The sequence below is a fragment of the Streptomyces hainanensis genome (assembly GCF_004348415.1).
Lineage (GTDB): Bacteria > Actinomycetota > Actinomycetes > Streptomycetales > Streptomycetaceae > Streptomyces > Streptomyces hainanensis.
Genome location: NZ_SMKI01000142.1, coordinates 1 through 15,984, shown reverse-complemented (window position 1 = coordinate 15,984; position 15,984 = coordinate 1). Strand labels below are relative to the sequence as shown.

The 15,984-nt window shown below is 74.0% G+C and carries 13 protein-coding genes; 11 read left to right on the top strand and 2 right to left on the bottom strand.

What is annotated here, in order from left to right; genetic code table 11:
* Window positions 1–119: 119 nt before the first annotated feature.
* Window positions 120–557, bottom strand: coding sequence for a hypothetical protein (locus E1283_RS15340; RefSeq protein ID WP_132818596.1), 438 nt, complete (start codon window positions 555–557; stop codon window positions 120–122).
* A 123-nt stretch (window positions 558–680) separates the two neighbouring features.
* On the opposite strand from E1283_RS15340, the gene E1283_RS15335 reads away from it, so the two are divergent.
* From E1283_RS15335 to lnt, 6 genes are all read left to right on the top strand, one after another.
* On the top strand, window positions 681–1,016 hold the full coding sequence (locus tag E1283_RS15335; protein WP_132818595.1) for an ArsR/SmtB family transcription factor: 336 nt from the start codon (window positions 681–683) through the stop codon (window positions 1,014–1,016).
* Entirely contained in the window at window positions 1,016–3,121 is a 2,106-nt protein-coding gene (locus E1283_RS15330) for a heavy metal translocating P-type ATPase (protein WP_132818594.1), read from the top strand. Before E1283_RS15335 ends, E1283_RS15330 begins: the two co-directional genes overlap by 1 nt.
* Before the next feature lie 185 nt (window positions 3,122–3,306).
* A complete protein-coding gene (locus E1283_RS37285; RefSeq protein WP_165956130.1) occupies window positions 3,307–3,954 on the top strand; it encodes a hypothetical protein in 648 nt (215 codons plus the stop codon).
* Window positions 3,955–4,009: 55 nt separating this feature from the next.
* Window positions 4,010–4,609 (top strand): copper resistance CopC family protein, encoded by a 600-nt coding sequence (locus E1283_RS37280; protein WP_165956129.1) that lies wholly within the window; start codon window positions 4,010–4,012, stop codon window positions 4,607–4,609.
* Entirely contained in the window at window positions 4,599–6,641 is a 2,043-nt protein-coding gene (locus tag E1283_RS15320; protein WP_132818592.1) for a bifunctional copper resistance protein CopD/cytochrome c oxidase assembly protein, read from the top strand. The genes E1283_RS37280 and E1283_RS15320 overlap by 11 nt, the downstream gene beginning before the upstream one ends.
* The gene (gene lnt / locus E1283_RS15315) at window positions 6,638–8,203 is read left to right on the top strand and encodes an apolipoprotein N-acyltransferase (protein WP_132818591.1); all 1,566 of its coding nucleotides are present in this window, start codon (window positions 6,638–6,640) and stop codon (window positions 8,201–8,203) included. Before E1283_RS15320 ends, lnt begins: the two co-directional genes overlap by 4 nt.
* 1,038 nt (window positions 8,204–9,241) lie before the next feature.
* Here lnt and E1283_RS15310 read toward each other — a convergent pair.
* Window positions 9,242–9,445 carry a helix-turn-helix domain-containing protein gene (locus tag E1283_RS15310; protein ID WP_243744857.1) on the bottom strand — a complete coding sequence of 68 codons (204 nt, stop codon included), beginning with the start codon at window positions 9,443–9,445 and terminating at the stop codon, window positions 9,242–9,244.
* Window positions 9,446–9,697: 252 nt separating this feature from the next.
* On the opposite strand from E1283_RS15310, the gene E1283_RS15305 reads away from it, so the two are divergent.
* The 5 genes from E1283_RS15305 to E1283_RS15285 all read left to right on the top strand — a co-directional run.
* Window positions 9,698–10,720, top strand: a complete 1,023-nt coding sequence (locus E1283_RS15305; RefSeq protein WP_132818589.1) for a sensor histidine kinase — start codon at window positions 9,698–9,700, stop codon at window positions 10,718–10,720.
* The gene (locus tag E1283_RS15300; RefSeq protein WP_132818588.1) at window positions 10,713–11,609 is read left to right on the top strand and encodes a hypothetical protein; all 897 of its coding nucleotides are present in this window, start codon (window positions 10,713–10,715) and stop codon (window positions 11,607–11,609) included. The genes E1283_RS15305 and E1283_RS15300 overlap by 8 nt, the downstream gene beginning before the upstream one ends.
* Window positions 11,546–12,247, top strand: a complete 702-nt coding sequence (locus E1283_RS15295; RefSeq protein WP_165956128.1) for a response regulator transcription factor — start codon at window positions 11,546–11,548, stop codon at window positions 12,245–12,247. Before E1283_RS15300 ends, E1283_RS15295 begins: the two co-directional genes overlap by 64 nt.
* A gap of 89 nt (window positions 12,248–12,336) precedes the next feature.
* Window positions 12,337–13,485 carry an aminotransferase class I/II-fold pyridoxal phosphate-dependent enzyme gene (locus tag E1283_RS15290; RefSeq protein WP_132818586.1) on the top strand — a complete coding sequence of 383 codons (1,149 nt, stop codon included), beginning with the start codon at window positions 12,337–12,339 and terminating at the stop codon, window positions 13,483–13,485.
* A partial coding sequence (locus tag E1283_RS15285; protein ID WP_165956127.1) for an AMP-binding protein occupies window positions 13,482–15,984 on the top strand: 2,503 nt, incomplete at its 3' end. The genes E1283_RS15290 and E1283_RS15285, both read left to right, overlap by 4 nt.

Here is a 15,984-nt window from a genome sequence, read left to right as displayed (position 1 = left end):
TGGGGGGCGCGTGTGCTGCCGCGAGGGCCCGGGGGAACCGGCCCGCCGGGGGCCCGGAGTCGGGATCGACGGAGTGCCCGCCGCCGGCTCGGCCGGTGTGGCGGGTGCGGGGCGTCGGTCTAGGTGCGGCTCACTCCGAGCAGCGACAGGTCGGGAGCGCGCGGGAGGTCCGGTGGGACGGTCGGTGGCGTCGCCGGACCGGGATGCGCGGTGGTGGGGCCGGTGACGGAGAGCGGTAGCGCCTCGACGGAGAACGAGGGCGTCGGTTGCGCGGCCGGCAGCAGGCAGCGGCCGGAGTCTTCGGCGCACGTACCCATGCCCCCGGCGTGGGCCTCGCGTTCCTCGGCGCCGCCGGCCAACCGGGCGTCGCTCGTGGCGGCACCCTCGTCGGCCCCGGCCGGCATCGCCGCAGCGGCACCTTCCGACGCCGGCTGCGCCACGGCCGGGACACGGTGGGCCAGTGCCCCCGTCGTCCCGCCGACGTAGGCGCACGCCAGCAGGGCCACGACGGCCAGCAGGGCCGCCGGCGAGGCACACCTGGCGAGGACGCGACGCATGGCACGCATGGTAGCCACCCGGCTCCGGCCCCAGGCGGCCGCCCCGGGGAGGTGGTGGCGCGAAAGCGCCATCGCGAGGATTCACTGTTCCATGGATTCAGGAACGCGTGTACCTTCATGGGCGTGCTGACTCTCGCCACCGACCTCGACGCCCTGACCCGCTTCGGCCGGGCGCTGGCCGATCCGATCCGTTGCCAGCTGCTGCTCGCCCTGCGGGAGGCTCCGGCGCACCCCGCCGATCTGGCCGACGCGCTCGGGATCTCCCGCACCCGGCTGTCCAACCACCTGGCCTGCCTGCGGGACTGCGGGCTCGTCGTCGCCGTGCCGGTCGGCCGTCGCGTCCGCTACGAGCTGGCCGACGCCCGACTGGGGCACGCCCTGGACGATCTGCGCACCGCCGTCCTCGCGGTCGAGGCGGACCGTACCTGCCCCGACACGGCCGAGGAGGGCTGCTGCTGATGGGTGCCGAGTGCTGTGGCCCGGAGGGTGCCACGGCCGAGACCGCCGCCGAGGCCGAGGAGCGGGGGCAGCGGCCGCACGAGGTGCGCGAGCTGCGACTGGCGGCCGTCGCGGCGCTGCTGCTGGGAGCGGGCTGGCTCACCGGCCGGGCCGGTGCCGAATCCGCCGGGACCGGCCTGGAGTTGGCCGCGGCGGTGGCCGGCGCCGCCACCTTCGTCCCGGGAGCGGTGCGGAACCTGATCCGTCACCGGCACATCGGCGTCGGCACCCTGATGACGCTGGCCGCGGTCGGCGCGGTCGCCCTCGGGCAGGTCTTCGAGGCCGCGATGCTCGGCGTGCTGTTCTCCATAGCCGAGGGCCTGGAGCACTACGCCATAGCCCGCACCCGCCGGGGCCTGCGCGCGTTGCTCGGCCTCGTCCCCGACACCGCGTCCGTGCTCCGCGAAGGCCACGAGCTCACCGTCGCCCCCGGCGAACTGGCCGTCGGCGACCTGATGTTGCTGCGCCCCGGGCAGCGGGCCGCCACCGACGGCGTGATCCGCGCCGGCCGCACCAGCCTCGATCACTCGGCGATCACCGGCGAGTCGATGCCCGTCGAGGCCGGCCCGGGGGACGCCGTGCACGCCGGCGCCATCAACGGCGGTGGCGCGATCGAGGTCGAGGTCACCGCTCCCGCGTCCGACAGCTCGCTGGCCCGCATCGTCCACATCGTCGAAGCGGCCCAGGAACGCAAGGGGGCCGGTCAGCGCCTCGCCGACCGTGTCGCCAGGCCGCTGGTGCCCGGGATACTCGTCCTCGCCGCCCTCATCGCCGGCCTCGGCGCCGTGCTGGGCGACCCGCTGCTGTGGCTGGAACGCGCGCTGGTCGTCCTGGTCGCCGCCTCCCCGTGCGCGCTGGCGATCGCCGTTCCCCTCACCGTGGTGGCCGCCGTCGGCGCCGGCAGCCGTGCCGGCGCCCTCGTCAAGGGCGGTCTCGCCCTCGAACAGCTCGGCGCCGTCAGGACCGTGGCGCTGGACAAGACCGGCACCCTCACCCGCAACGCGCCGCAGGTCGTCGCCACCGTCCCGATGGGCGACGCCGGTGCCGAGGTGCTGCGGTTGGCCGCGGCGCTCGAGGCCCGCAGCGAACACCCCCTCGCCGCGGCGATCCTGGCCGCCACCGACGAGACGCCGCACGCCGAGGACGTCACCGCGGTGCCGGGCAACGGCCTCACCGGCACGGTGAACGGCCACCACGTCCGGTTGGGCAGGCCGGGCTTCGTCGACCCCGGCGCCCTGGGCGGCGACGTCGACCGCCTGCAGTCCGAGGGCGCCACCGTCGTCCTCCTGGAGCGCGACGACACCGTGCTGGGGGCCGTCGCCATCCGCGACGAACCGCGCCCGGAGGCGGCCGAGACCGTAACGGCCCTGGACCGCCTGGGGATCCGCGTGGTGATGCTCACCGGCGACAACCCCCGCACCGCCGCGGCCCTCGGTGCCACGGCCGGTATCGGTGACGTCCGAGCCGACCTGCGTCCGGAGGAGAAGGCCGGGCACATCGCGCGGCTGCGTGCCGAGGGCGGGCGGGTCGCGATGGTGGGCGACGGCATCAACGACGCCCCCGCGCTGGCCACCGCCGACGTCGGCATCGCCATGGGGGCGATGGGCACCGACGTCGCGATCGAGACCGCCGACGTCGCCCTGATGGGTCAGGACCTGCGGCATCTCCCGCACCTGCTCGGCCACGCCCGCCGGGCCCGGCGCGTCATGCTGCAGAACGTCGCGCTGTCCCTGGCCCTCATCACCACGCTGATCCCGCTCGCCGCGTTCGGGGTCCTCGGCCTGGCCACCGTCGTGTTCGTCCACGAACTCGCCGAGGTCCTCGTCATCCTCAACGCCATCCGCGCCGCCCGCACGAGCCCGCTCCCCGGCCGGCCGGCGGTGTCCTCGCCGGTGGCCGCACCCGGTCGCCTCCCGACGCGGATCCTGACGCCGCCCGCTGTTCCGGCACCGTCGGACGGCGGCGTCGGGACGGCCGCGCCGGCGGGCGACCCTCCGCCGACGGCCGTGGCCAGGCCCGACCGGCCACGTGAGGCCGGCGCCGGAGGATGCTGCGACAACTGCTGATGCCGGGCGGCCACCGGCCAACCCCGCCGCAGCTCTCGCGACCGGCCGGTTCGAACTGCCACGGGCACGGCGCTGACCTGCGGCCATGTCTCATGCGTGGCCCAAGGGCGACCCCGGCGCGGCATGGTGGTTAGGCTGCTGAGGACCGATCTCCCGGTCGCCGCCCCGCTCGTGAAAGCTGCGTCATGCGTCTGATCTCCGGCCTCGCGGCACGCACGGCCGCCCTGCGGGCGGCCGTGCTCGCGGCGGCGTGCGTGCTGATGCCGCTGCTCGGCGAGGTGACGTTCGGCGGACACGCGCCCTCGGGCGGTGCCCTGTGGTGGTTCACGGCCCTGGCCTGCGGTGCCGCGCTGCTGATCACGCGCCGCACGCTGGGGCCACGGCAGGCCGTGGCCGCGCTCGCCGGGGCACAGGTGGCCTTCCACGCCGCCTACACGCTGCCGGGCGCGTGCGCGGCCGCCGTCTCCCCGGAGGCGACGGCCTGGTTCGAGCACGGCGGCGGCGGCGGTTACCGCGCCTGGGAGGCGCTGGCCGGGCATGCCGTCGTCGTGGTCATCGCCGGTCGGCTGTTGGGCGTGCCCGAGGCACTGGCCCGACCGCTGGTCACACTCCTCGACGCCGCCAGGCAGCGACTTGCGTTGCCTCCGGCCGTGGCGCCGGGCCCGGTGCCGGAGCTGCCGGCACTGTTCGCGAGTAGGCGGGGCTGGGCCCCGAAGGGCTTCCGCGTCCCGTCGCGCCGGGCCGATCGCGCGCCCCCGCACGCCGGTTCGCCCTCGCCCTCGCTGCTGCTTCTTCTCCCTTCCGCGCCCCGCGGTGGTGTCCGCCTGGCCTGACTCCGGTTCTCGGCCGCCCGCCACCCGGGCCGCGACCGATCCCTGGAACAGGTTGATGACCACCCCATGCCTCCCGCGCCCGCGCGCGGTCGGCGCACTCGCGTGCGCCGCGCTCGCGTTGACGATCGCCTCCGCGCCTTCGGCAGCCGCCCACACCGCCCTGACCGGCTCCGACCCCGGTGAGAACGCCGACCTCACCGCGCCGCCCGAGCAGGTGACCCTCACCTTCAACGACCCGATGCGGGCGGAGTACAGCCGCGTCGAGGTGACGCTCGCCTCGGGCGACTCGATCACCACCGGCACCCTCACGGCGGACGGCACAGGCGTCGTCCAGCCCCTCGACCCACAGGCACCGGCGGGCCAGTACACCGTCTCCTACCGCGTCGTCTCCGCCGACGGGCACCCGGTCTCCGGCAGCTTCGCCTACACCGTCACCCCGCCGGCCGCGGGCAAGTCGCGGAGCACGGACCCCGAGACCACGCCGCCGGACGAGGAGGCGGCGGCGCCGGCCGAGGCGAGGGCCGCGGAGGAAGCCTCCCCCGCGGAGTCGGGTGGGGGTGGTCCGCTGCCGGGCGCCGTCGTGGCGGTGACGCTCGCCGTGGTGGGCGCCACGGCGTACGGGCTGTTCCGCCGGAGGTCGCGCCGTGGCCGTTGAACGGATGCTCGGGCGCGCGCTGTTGCGCCCGCCGGTGCTGGCCGTCCTGGCAGGGCTGGCCGCCGCGGTCGCCCTGGTGGCGGCGATCCTGATCGGCGACGGTCGGCCGGAAACGGTGCCCGGGCTGCCGGACGCCGGGCCGGTCACCGGGTGGGGGCTGCCCCTGGCCCGAACGGCCGGGAACCTGGCGGCCGTCTGCACGGTGGGCGCGCTGCTGCTGGTCACCGTCCTGGCACCGGGTGACCGTCGGCGGCTCGGCGAGCGGCGCCTGCGCGTCATGACCGTCGCGGCCGGGTCCGCGGCGGCATGGCTGGCGGCCACGCTGGCGACCCTGGTGTTCACCACCTCGGACCTGCTGGCCGCGCCCCCGGGCGGGGTTCTCGACCCGGCGGTGCTGGCCGATGTCGCCACCAACCTGCCGCAGGGCCGGGCGCTGCTGGGCACGGCGCTCGCGGCCGGCCTGCTCGCCACGTTGCTGCCGGGCGTCACCACCCGAGGGATGGCGACGGCCGGCCTGCTGGTCGCGCTGGTCGGGCTCGTCCCGCCGGCGTTCACCGGCCACGCCGCCTCCGCCGGCGACCACGACGCGGCCGTGCTCAGCCTGGCGGTGCACATCGTGGCGGCGACCGTCTGGATCGGCGGCCTCGCCGCTGTGACGGCCGCCGCGTTGCGGGCCGGCCCACCGGCGGCGGTCGCGGCGCGCCGGTTCAGCCGGCTGGCCGGCTGGTGCCTGGTGGCCGTGGCGGCGTCCGGGACGGTCAACGCCCTCATCCGACTCGACGCCCCGGCACGGCTGTTCACCACCTCCTACGGGGCGCTGCTGCTGGCGAAGACGGCGGCGATCGCCGTACTGGCCCTCTGCGGTGCCTGGCACCGCCGGCGTACCCTGCCGGCACTGGACGCCGGGCGGCGCTCGGCGTTCGCCCGGCTCGCCGCCGTCGAGCTGCTGCTGATGGCCGCGACCGTCGGCCTGGCGGTGGGCCTGTCCCGCAGCCCCGCACCCGGTGGGGCGGCGCTGCCGTACTCCCCGGCCCGGGAACTGCTGGGCTACGAACTGCCGGGGCCGCTGGGCGGTTTCCCCTTCGCGCCGCTGTTCACCCAGTGGCGGTTCGACGCCTTCTTCGCCCTCGGCGTGGCGGTCGCCGCGCTCGCCTACGCCGCCGGGGTGCGTACGCTGCGCGCCCGCGGGGACGCCTGGCCGATCGGCCGCACCGTCTCCTGGTTCCTCGGCCTCGCGGTCGTGGTACTGGCCACGATGAGCGGCCTGGCCACCTACGGCAAGGTGCTCTTCGGCGTGCACATGGGCCAGCACATGGTCCTCGCGATGACCGCCCCCATCCTGCTGGTGCTCGGTGCCCCCATCACGCTCGCCCTGCGGGCGCTGCCCACGGCCTCCCGGGCCCGGTCCCTGCTGACGGCGGCCCTGCACAGCCACTACGTCCGGGTGCTCTCCCACCCGGTGGTGGCCGGGGCGCTGTTCATCGGCAGCGCGTTCGCCGTCTACTACACCCCGCTGTTCGGGATCCTGATGCGCAGCCACTGGGGCCACCTGGCGATGCTGGCGCACTTCCTGGTCGTCGGCCTGCTGTTCTTCTGGCTGATCATCGGCGTGGACCCCGGGCCGCGCCGGCCGCCGCACTTCGCCCGGCTGGTGATCCTGATCGTCACCATGCCGTTCCACTCCTGGTTCAGCATCTCGCTGATGAGCTCCAACGACCTGATCGGCCGCGGGTGGTGGGAGGACCTGGGCCGGTCCTGGGGCCCCTCGCTCGCCGACGACCAGTACGCGGCGGGAGCCATCGCCTGGGCCACCGGGGACATCCCGGTCTTCGTCACCATCATCGCGCTCGCCGCGCAGTGGGTCCGCTCCGACTTCCGCGAGGCCCGCCGCGTCGACCGCGCCATCGACCGCGGCGGCGGCAACGACCCGCTGGCCGCCTACAACGCCTATCTGGCGAGCCTGCACGCCGCCGCCGGGCCGGCGCGAACGTCGGAAACGACCCCCGACCGGCGACGGGAGCAGGCCGGATGACCGCCGGACACACCCGGTGGGACCCCGTCGCACCGACCACCCCACCGCAACCGGGGCGGGGGCGGCTCGGCGCGGCCCTGGCCACCGCCACGGCGGCCGGCCTGCTGCTGTCCGCCGCGTTCCCACCGCTCGGCTGGTGGCCCACCGCGATCCTGGGCCCCGCGCTGTTCCTGGCCGCGGCGCGCCGCCGTGACTCCCGCACCGTTTTCGGCCTCGGCACCGCCTTCGGCGCGGCCTTCTTCGGGCCGCTGCTGTGGTGGCTGACCAACCTCGGTCCCGCTCCCTGGGCGGCGCTGACCCTCGTCCAGGCCCTGCTGCTCGGGTTGCTGAGCCTCACCCTGCCGCTGCTCGACCGGCTGCCGGCGTGGCCGCTGTGGGCCGCCGGTTGGTGGGTGACGGCCGAGGCGATCAGGTCCCGCGTCCCCCTGGGCGGCTTCCCGTGGGGGCGGCTCGCCTTCAGCCAGGCCGACGCCCCCGCCCTGGGCTGGGCCGCGGCCGGTGGCGCCCCCGCGGTCAGCGCCGTCGTCGCCCTCGCCGCCGCCTGCCTCGCGGCGCTGCTCACCGCGCCGGCGGCCCGGCGCCGGCGCCGCCGGGCCGCCGCGTCCCTGGCCGCCGCCTGCGCCGCGCTGGCCGGCGGCACCCTGCTCACGCCGTCCGCCGACGGCGGCCAACGGGCCGACGTCGCGGTGGTCCAGGGCAACGTGCCGCGCGGCCGGTCGCTGGCGGAGCAGGCCAGGGCCGACCGCGTCGCCGAGAACCACCTCGCCGCCACCCGCGACCTCGCCCGCGACGTCCGCGCCGGGCGCACCCCACGGCCGGACGTCGTGCTGTGGCCGGAGAACGCCGCCGACCGCGACCCGCGCACCGACCCGGAACTGGCGCGCGGCATCGCGGCCGTGGTGGACGACCTCGGGGCCCCGGTGGTCGCGGGCGCCCTGCTCGACGCCCCCGGCGGGCGACTGTTCAACACCAGCCTGCTGTGGGGGCCGGCCACCGGGCCCGGCCCCTACTACGCCAAGCAACACCTGGTGCCCTTCGGCGAGTACGTCCCGCTGCGCGGCGTCCTCGGCGGCCTGGGCGACCTCCCACTCGTCCCGCGCGACTTCGTCCCCGGCACCGGCCCGGTGCGCCTGGACGCGGGACCGGTCCGCCTCGCGCCGTCCATCTGCTACGAGGTCGCCTACGACAGCCAGGTGCGCGACGCCGTCCGCACCGGCGCCAACCTGATCGCCGTCCCGACCAACAACGCCACCTACATGCGCGACGGCAACCTCGCCCAGCCCGAACAGCAACTCGCCATGTCCCGGCTGCGCGCCGTGGAACACGGCCGCTCCGTGCTGGTCGCCGCCACCACCGGCGTCAGCGCCGTCATCACCCCGGACGGCACCGTCACGGCCGCCACCCGGCCCTGGACGCGGGACGTCCTCACCGCCAGTGTGCCGCTGCGCACCCGGGCCACCCTGGCCACCCGCCTCGGCCCGATCCCGGAGTGCGTCGTCGTCGCGGCGACGGTCGCGGCCCTGGCCCTGGCGATCCGCCGGCGCGGCGGGGCCGGGTCGTGACACGCTCCGCGACGACGGCGCGCTCCATCGACTCGACGCCTCGGGGGAGTTCGCCGGGCGGAGCCGACGGGGGATTGGCGTCGCCGTGTGGTCACGATCGCGACGGCCACGTCTCCCCGAACCCGACGCGGGAGTGCCTGGCGGGACGGCGACGCGGTGGGTGATGCCACGCTCGCGGAGTCATCTGCGCAGGTCGGTCCCGGTGGCAGCCCATCTCTGAGGCGGTCCCCGTTCTTGACGGCTCGGGTGGCAGCATCTTAGGTTTGCTGATGACAGTGGAGATCAACGGCGACATCGTCAACACCCGATGAGACCGATGGGGTGCCGACGGTGTCGTTCGAGGGGTGATGGGACCATCCCTCGACGACCAAGCCAACGTTGTTTCACGGGGATGCCGACAATCGACGCTGAGCGCATTCCGGAGCCGGTTTCCGCCTGGCCGGGAAAGCGGGCCACCGGCTGGCCGGCGGGCGCTCCGGGTGCGTGGCGGGCATTCCCCATCTGAAGGGGGAACTGTGGATCGTGACCTTGCCGCCGAGGCCGGTGCGAAAGCCCCCGCGTTCGGCGGCCCTGCCACGCATGCCCTCGTCGGCCCGAGCGCCGTCTTCCGCGCCGGCGGCCCGTCGACGGCGGCGACCTCCCCCTGACTCGGGTCATGAGGTGGACGTGCGGCCCCCGGGCGGCCACGTCCCCTCGGGGGCGCCGCCCGTGTTCCTGCGCCGGCGCTCCGAGTCGACCGGGCGGCGGGCGGGCCGCCTGAGGGGGAGACGCGGGGCATTCTCCAGCAGGGGTCCCGACGGGCCGGTGGCCCCGCCGGGGCGGATCGACAGAATTCGACATCCACCTTCGGGAAGGTGGGAGCGGTGAGAACGGGGAGTCGCATGACGCACGGGATGACGTCGCACACGCTTACGCCGGGCGGCGGGACTTGCCACGGCCCGAGATTCTCGGTGCCGGGATGATCGTCTTCGAGCGCGACGACTGCCGTCCTGGCGGTCCGGGGAGCGCTCTCCCTGACGGGTAGGCGCCCGCCAGGTCTCACTCGGTCAGCTGCCGCGGGTCGATGTTCAACACGTCGGCGAGCGCCATGAGGTCGCGGTGGCGGTTCAACCGTCTGCGTCCGTTTTCGACCATGGAGAGAAACGCCGGTGAGAGGCCGGCGAGTTCCGCTGTCACACGCAGGCTCAGGCCGCGTTTCATGCGGCGGGTGCGGAGGACTTCTCCGATGCCGATTGTGTTCACGTGCGCGGCGCGACCATTCGAATAAGGGTTTCCACAACGAGAGCATATGGGTTGATGGATCGTCATGTGAGTCGATACCCCCGTGGATTGACTCCTGCGCCGATGCGGTTGCGGCAGCAGGAGAGGAGAAGCTTACGAAGGGGGCGCCACGCCTTTGGGTTGGTTCGGTCAAACGCCGCCCCCGGTCCACGCAGTGAGGGTAGCTGGCCTCGCTCGTCGGATGTGACACGCGAACAGGGGACAGTCACTCGCGTGGGAATGCGAGCGGGAATCCTCGTTCGCCTGGCCTTCAGTCTGGTTTTCGTTTTCATTGCTGGATTCGGCGCCGGCCCCCTGGCCTTCGAGTACGTCGGCGTGGTCTTCGTCTGGAACGTCGTCTTCGCCTGGGTGGTGTGGCGGAACCCCGGTCCGGTGTTCATCGCCGCCGACGTGGCCGTCGTCGCCCTGATCTGTTCGACGCCCGTCCCGACCACCGGCGATCTGCTGCACCAGGGCGAAGCCGTCGCCTGGGTGCTCCCGCCGGCCTGCGGCGGGTTGCTCGTCGCCCAACTCGGCCTTCGGCGGCTGCCCGGACTGCTGGCGGCCGTGCTCATCGCGTTGGTGACGGGCTCGGGGCAGCCGGGCGGTGCGGAGTTGATGGCCCTGCCGGTGCTCCAGGGGGCGCTGACCGCGGTGCTGCTGACTCTCCGCGCGACCCCGGACGGCCAGCGGCCGGAGCACCACCGCCTGCTCCACGACACCGGTCTGGCCACGGTCACGATGATCGCGACCGGCGCGGTGGCCGAGGGGTCGCCCGTGCTGCGCCGGCGTGCCGCCGCCGACCTGGTCGCACTCGACACGGGAGCGCGGCCGGGCGAACCGCGCGAGCCGGGCGACGCGACGGGTCCCGCCCGCCTCGACGCCGCGTTGCGCTCCCTGAACGGCGCTCGGCTACCGGGACTGGCCGAACTGGACCTGAGGTTCGACGTGGAGGCGATCGTGTTGCCGTCGTCCGTGGTGACCGCCATGGCCGACAGCGCGGCCGAGGCGCTGGTCAACGTGGCGCGGCACTCCGGCGGCGAACTGGCGTGGGTGCGCGCGAGCCAACGGGGCGGGGTGGTCGTCGTCGAGATCCGCGACCGCGGCCGGGGCGCCGAACTCGACCTGGTACTGCCGCACCGACGCGGACTGCGGGAGTCGATCGTCGGCCGCATGCGGGCGATCGGGGGAGACGCCACCGTGATCACCGCACCCGCTGCGGGGACGAGGGTGCTCCTGAGGTGGACCCGTGACTGACGCGACGACGGGGCGGCCGGGCTCGTCGTACGCGTGCGCCACGGCCGGGTTCCTGGCCATCGTCGTCGCCTGGTGCGCCTGGCGGGTGCCCGCGGCCGTGACGCACCTGGGCGACGGTATCGGGGAGGTGCCCGTCGAGCAGGGGAGTTGGGCGGGCGGCGCCCTGGGCTGGCTGGGCGTGCTGATCGTCCTCCGCGGCGGTGGGGCGGCGGTCGGCCTCGCGCTGGTGGCCGCCATGCCGGTCACCGCCTGGCTGCTGGTGGTGTGGCACGCCGAGAGAACCTCCACGGCCCACCTCGTGGAGGAAGTCCTGCTCGGCACGGCTCCGCAGCTGTGTGTCCTGGCCGTCCACCGGATGCGGGAGCGCTCGGCGGCCCGTCGCCCTCACGAGTCACCGGGCCGCGAACTGCGACCGCTGCTCGACGGGATAGCGACGGGCCGGCTCGACCCCGGGGACCCCGAGGTGCGGCGCCGCTGCGCCGTCGCCGCCGCGCGCGTTCGCCGCGCGTTCGCCGAGACCGACCAGGTGGAGGCGCCCCTGTTGCACGAGCTCAGGGCCTGCGCCGACGTCGCCGAACGTCGCCGGGTGGCGGTGGATCTGGAGGTTCTCGGCGACCTTCCCGAGATCCCCCGGCCGGTCAGGCGCGCGTTGACCGAGGCGCCCCTCGTGGCCCTCGCCGACGCGCGCACGCACGCCCGGGTCGTCGTCGTCGCGGACGAGCGCGGCGTCGCCGTGAGCGTCGTCGCCGACGCGACCCGCCCCGTGTCGCCGTCTTCGCCGACCGACCAGGTCACGACCGTGCACCAGTGGGAGGGAGAGGACCTGTGGATTCACACGCGGTGGACGAGACCGTCAACGTCGCGGTCATCGAGGACCATCCGGTCGTGATCGAGGGCATCGTCAGCTGGCTGGAGGCCGAACCACGCATCCGCGTCACCTACACCGGCGACACCACGGACGGGCTCATCGGGGGCGCCGGACGGGAGGTCGACGCGGTGCTGCTGGACCTCGAACTCCATGGGCATGTCGCCCTGGGCGACATCCCCCGCCTCATCGGGGTGGGGTGCCGGGTGGTCGTCTACTCCCAGCACACCGAGCACCGTGTCGTGCGGCAGGCGCTGAGGCTGGGAGCCAGCGACTTCGTCGCGAAGCACGAGTCGAAACAGCACCTCGTGAAGGCCGTCCTCGCCGCGGCGGACGACGAGGTCTATGTCACCCCGACCGCCGCGGCGGCGCTGGTCAGCGACCGGGACGAGGGACGGCCGCGCCTGTCGGAACGCGAACGGACCGCGCTTCTGCTCTGGTTCCAGTCGATGTCGAAGTCCGCGGTGGCACGCCACATGAACGTCTCGCCGCACACCGTGGACATGTTCATCCGTCGCGCCCGGCTGAAGTACGCGGGCGTCGGCCGGGCCGCTCCGACCAAGGCGGATCTGCTGGCGCGCGCGATCGAGGACGGAATGGTCAGCCCCGGCGAGCTCACCACCGGTGGGACGGAGGTGGGGTTGCCCGGCAGCCGGACCTGAGGAACCGGTCGGCCTGACGACTGTTCACAATCGTTTACTCGCTCGGTGGGATCGGTGCGAGCCTGGGGGAGCGTTTCACACCCGCAGACGTGCCGAACGGAATCGACATGCCCTCTGAAAACAAGCAGTTCGTTTCCAATCTCACCCGATATGAGATTCTCGCTCTCGACGGCGAGATCAATGTCAGTGACGGGCATCCCCGGCAAGGGCCGTCGACACGTCAGCAGGCAATCATCGATCGACTGCCCCAACTTTTCCGGTCGTCGGCACAGGAGAGTTTCGCGCAACTCGAAACCCGCGCGCAGCGTGCCTTTCTGCACTCGATCGGACAGTACGGCGCACCTGTCGACGAGGGACGGGTGCTGAGTTGTTACTCGTCCTCCGTCGCCATGGACGTGGTCGCCCGCTCACTCGCCGAGAAGTGCTCGACGATCGGTCTCATCCATCCGACGTTCGACAACATTCCCGATCTCCTGCGCGGTTGGGGGCACCGGCTGGTCCCCCTGGAAGAGGCGGAGCTGGCCGACGGCCGGGTGCCGACCACGCCGGAACTCGACGCCGTGTTCCTGACCGTCCCCAACAACCCGACCGGCTTCCACATCGGACCGGACGCGCTCCTGTCGATCGCCGAACACTGCGTCCGGCGCGGCCTGGTCCTCGTTCTCGACACCTGCTTCCGGGGCTTCGTCAGCGCGGAGCGGGAGGACACCTACCGGCTGCTCGACCGGACGGGAGCGCAGTACGTCGTCATCGAGGACACCGGGAAACTCTGGCCGCTCTCCGAGCTGAAACTCGGCCTCGTCGCCTACAGCGAGAACTGTTCACTCGCACTGCGCGAGCACCTCTCCGACATCCTGTTGACGGTCAGCCCGCTGATCCTGGCGCTGGTGGCCGAGTTCGCCGAGGACGGCCGCGAGGGCGGATACCGGCGGTTGCACTCCCTGATCGCCGCGAACCGCCGCGCCCTCACCGACGCGCTGGCCGGCACCGGCGCCACGGTGCCGGGACCGACCGCCGACGTCAGCGTCTCCCTGGTCGAGCTCCCCGCGCACCTCACGGCGAGGGACGTCTGGCAGGACCTGAGGAATGCCGGGCTGCACGTCCTGCCGGGCGGCCACTTCTTCTGGGCCGACGCGCCCCGAGGCGACCGCTACATCCGCGTCGCGCTCGGGCGCGACACCGAGGTCGTCGAGAAGGCGGCCGGATTCCTGCGCGACTACCTGACGAGTGCGAAGTGAGGGCGAACGCGATGATGCCGGGTGACCACACCGAGAGCCTGCCGCTGACCGCCGCGCAGCGCGAGATCTGGATCGCTCACCAACTCTCCACCGACAAGGCGTCGTACAACCTCGCCGAGTACGTGGACATCCGCGGCGCGGTGGACGTCGGCCTGCTGACGACCGCCATCCGGCGCGCCAACCTCGAGGCCGAGACCCTGAAAGTCCGCTTCACGCTGCTCGACGACGGCACCCCCCGCCAGACCGTCCAGCCACTCACCGAGGAGGACTGGCCGGTCCCGCTGGTCGACGCCACGGACCGGAACGATCCCCGCGCCGCCCTGGAGACGTGGATGCGGGACGACGTGGCGCGCCCCGTCGACCTCCTCGACGGGCCGGTGTACGCCGACACCCTGTTCAAGCTGGCCGACGACCACTACCTCTGGTACCGGCGCGCACACCACATCGTGCTCGACGGCCACAGCGGGGCCCTGATCACCCAGCGGGCCGCCGAGATCTACGGCGAACTCGCCACCGCCGGCGAGAACGCGACGCCCCCGGCACCGCCCCTCGATCCGCTGCGCACCCTGCTGGCGGCGGACGCCGAGTACCGCGCCTCCCAGGCGTGCGCCGACGACCGGGTGTTCTGGCGAGGCCGCCTCGGCGACTGCCCCCCGCCGGCCACCCTGACCACCGGCGGGTCGACCGACGAGCGGCTCCGCACCCGGTCGACGGGGCATCTGCCGGCCGAGGACTTCGAGCGGCTGAAGGCGTCCGCGCGGCGCTGCCGCACCGGCTGGACCGCCCTGGCCATGGCCGCCCTGGGGATCTATCTGCACCGGCTCACCGGGGAACGCGAGCTGACCCTGGGACTTCCCACCGCCGGGCGCGTCAGGTCCGAGTTGAAGACCGTGCCCGGCATGATCTCCAACGCCGTGCCGCTGCGGCTGACCGTCCAGCCGGACGACCGACTGGTCGACGTCGTCAGGCGCACCTCCGCCGAGGCCCGCGAGGTGATGCGGCACCAGCGGTACCGCTCCGAGGACATGCGGCGCGACCTCGGCCTCTCGGGCGGCGGGGAACCGCTCTTCGGACCGCAGATCAACATCATGCCCTTCGGCCACCGCCTGCGGTTCGGCCCCTGCGACGCCGTCGTGCGCAACATCTCGCTCGGAGCGTTCGACGACCTGGCGATCGCCCTCTATCCCGGAGTCGACGACGGAAGCCTGCGGGCGGACCTCGACGCCAACCCCGCCCGCTACGGCCCGAAGGAACCCGGCGCCCACCTGAACGCCTTCCTGAGCCTGCTGCGCAACCTCGCGCTGGCCGAGCCGGACACGCCGATCAACACCCTCGACCTCCTCGACGCGTCGGCGCCCGGGCGGCCGAACCCCGACAGCGACGCGACGCCGCCTCCCGTGGTGGACGCGACCCTGCCCGAGCTGTTCGAGCGCCGCGCGCGGGAGACCCCCGACGCCGTGGCGGTGGTGTTCGAGGACGAGGAGGTGACGTACGGGGAGTTGGACCTCCGGGCCACCCGCCTCGCCTGGGAGCTGACCGCGCGCGGAGTGGGCCGGGAACGCGTCGTGGCCGTGGCGTTGCCGCGCTCGGTGGAACTGGTGGTGGCGCTGTTGGCGGTGGTGAAGGCGGGGGGCGCGTACCTGCCGCTGGATCCCGACTACCCGGGGGACCGGGTGGCGTTCATGCTCGCCGACGCCCGGCCGGTGTGCCTGGTGACGACGGCGGACCTGGCGGCCCGTCTGTCCCCCGACCTGGACACCGTGATCCTCGACGATCCGGAGACCGAGCAGGCACTGCGCACCTGGTCCACCCGCAGCCCACTCGACGGGGCGGACACCGCCACGCCGAGTCCGGGGAACGCCGCCTACGTCATCTACACCTCGGGGTCGACGGGCCGCCCCAAGGGCGTGGCGGTCACCCACCGGAACGTCGTGGGCCTGCTGACGGCCACGGAGCCCTGGTTCGGGTTCGGCCCCGACGACCGCTGGACCCTGTTCCACTCCTACGCCTTCGACTTCGCCGTCTGGGAGATGTGGGGCGCGCTGCTGCACGGCGGAAGCCTCGTCGTCGTTCCCCGGAACGTGGCCCGGTCGCCCGTCGACTTCCTGCGGCTGCTCGTGGCGCGGCGCGTCACCGTCCTCAACCAGACGCCCTCGGCGTTCCACCAGCTGGCGCGAGCCGACGAGGAGAACCCCGAACTGGGCGGCCGCCTCGCCCTGCGCACGGTGATCTTCGGCGGCGAGGCGCTGGACCCCGCCCGGCTGGCCGGCTGGTACGCCCGGCACGACGCGGCGTCCCCGACCCTGGTGAACATGTACGGCATCACCGAGACGACCGTGCATGTCACCCACCGCCCCCTGGACGTCCACGACAGCGTCGACCGGACGGCCAGCGTCATCGGGCGCGGCATCCCCGGCCTCCGCCTCCATGTCCTGGACGCGGGGTTGCGTCCGGTGCCGGTGGGTGTGGTGGGGGAGTTGTATGTGGGTGGGGTTCAGG

Bases quoted from the DNA above. Each gene is read 5' to 3' on its own strand.
- E1283_RS15340 (WP_132818596.1), bottom strand. From the start codon at position 557: ATGCGTCGCGTCCTCGCCAGGTGTGCCTCGCCGGCGGCCCTGCTGGCC.
- E1283_RS15330 (WP_132818594.1), top strand. From the start codon at position 1,016: ATGGGTGCCGAGTGCTGTGGCCCGGAGGGTGCCACGGCCGAGACCGCC.
- E1283_RS37285 (WP_165956130.1), top strand. From the start codon at position 3,307: ATGCGTCTGATCTCCGGCCTCGCGGCACGCACGGCCGCCCTGCGGGCG.
- E1283_RS37280 (WP_165956129.1), top strand. From the start codon at position 4,010: ATGACCACCCCATGCCTCCCGCGCCCGCGCGCGGTCGGCGCACTCGCG.
- lnt (WP_132818591.1), top strand. From the start codon at position 6,638: ATGACCGCCGGACACACCCGGTGGGACCCCGTCGCACCGACCACCCCA.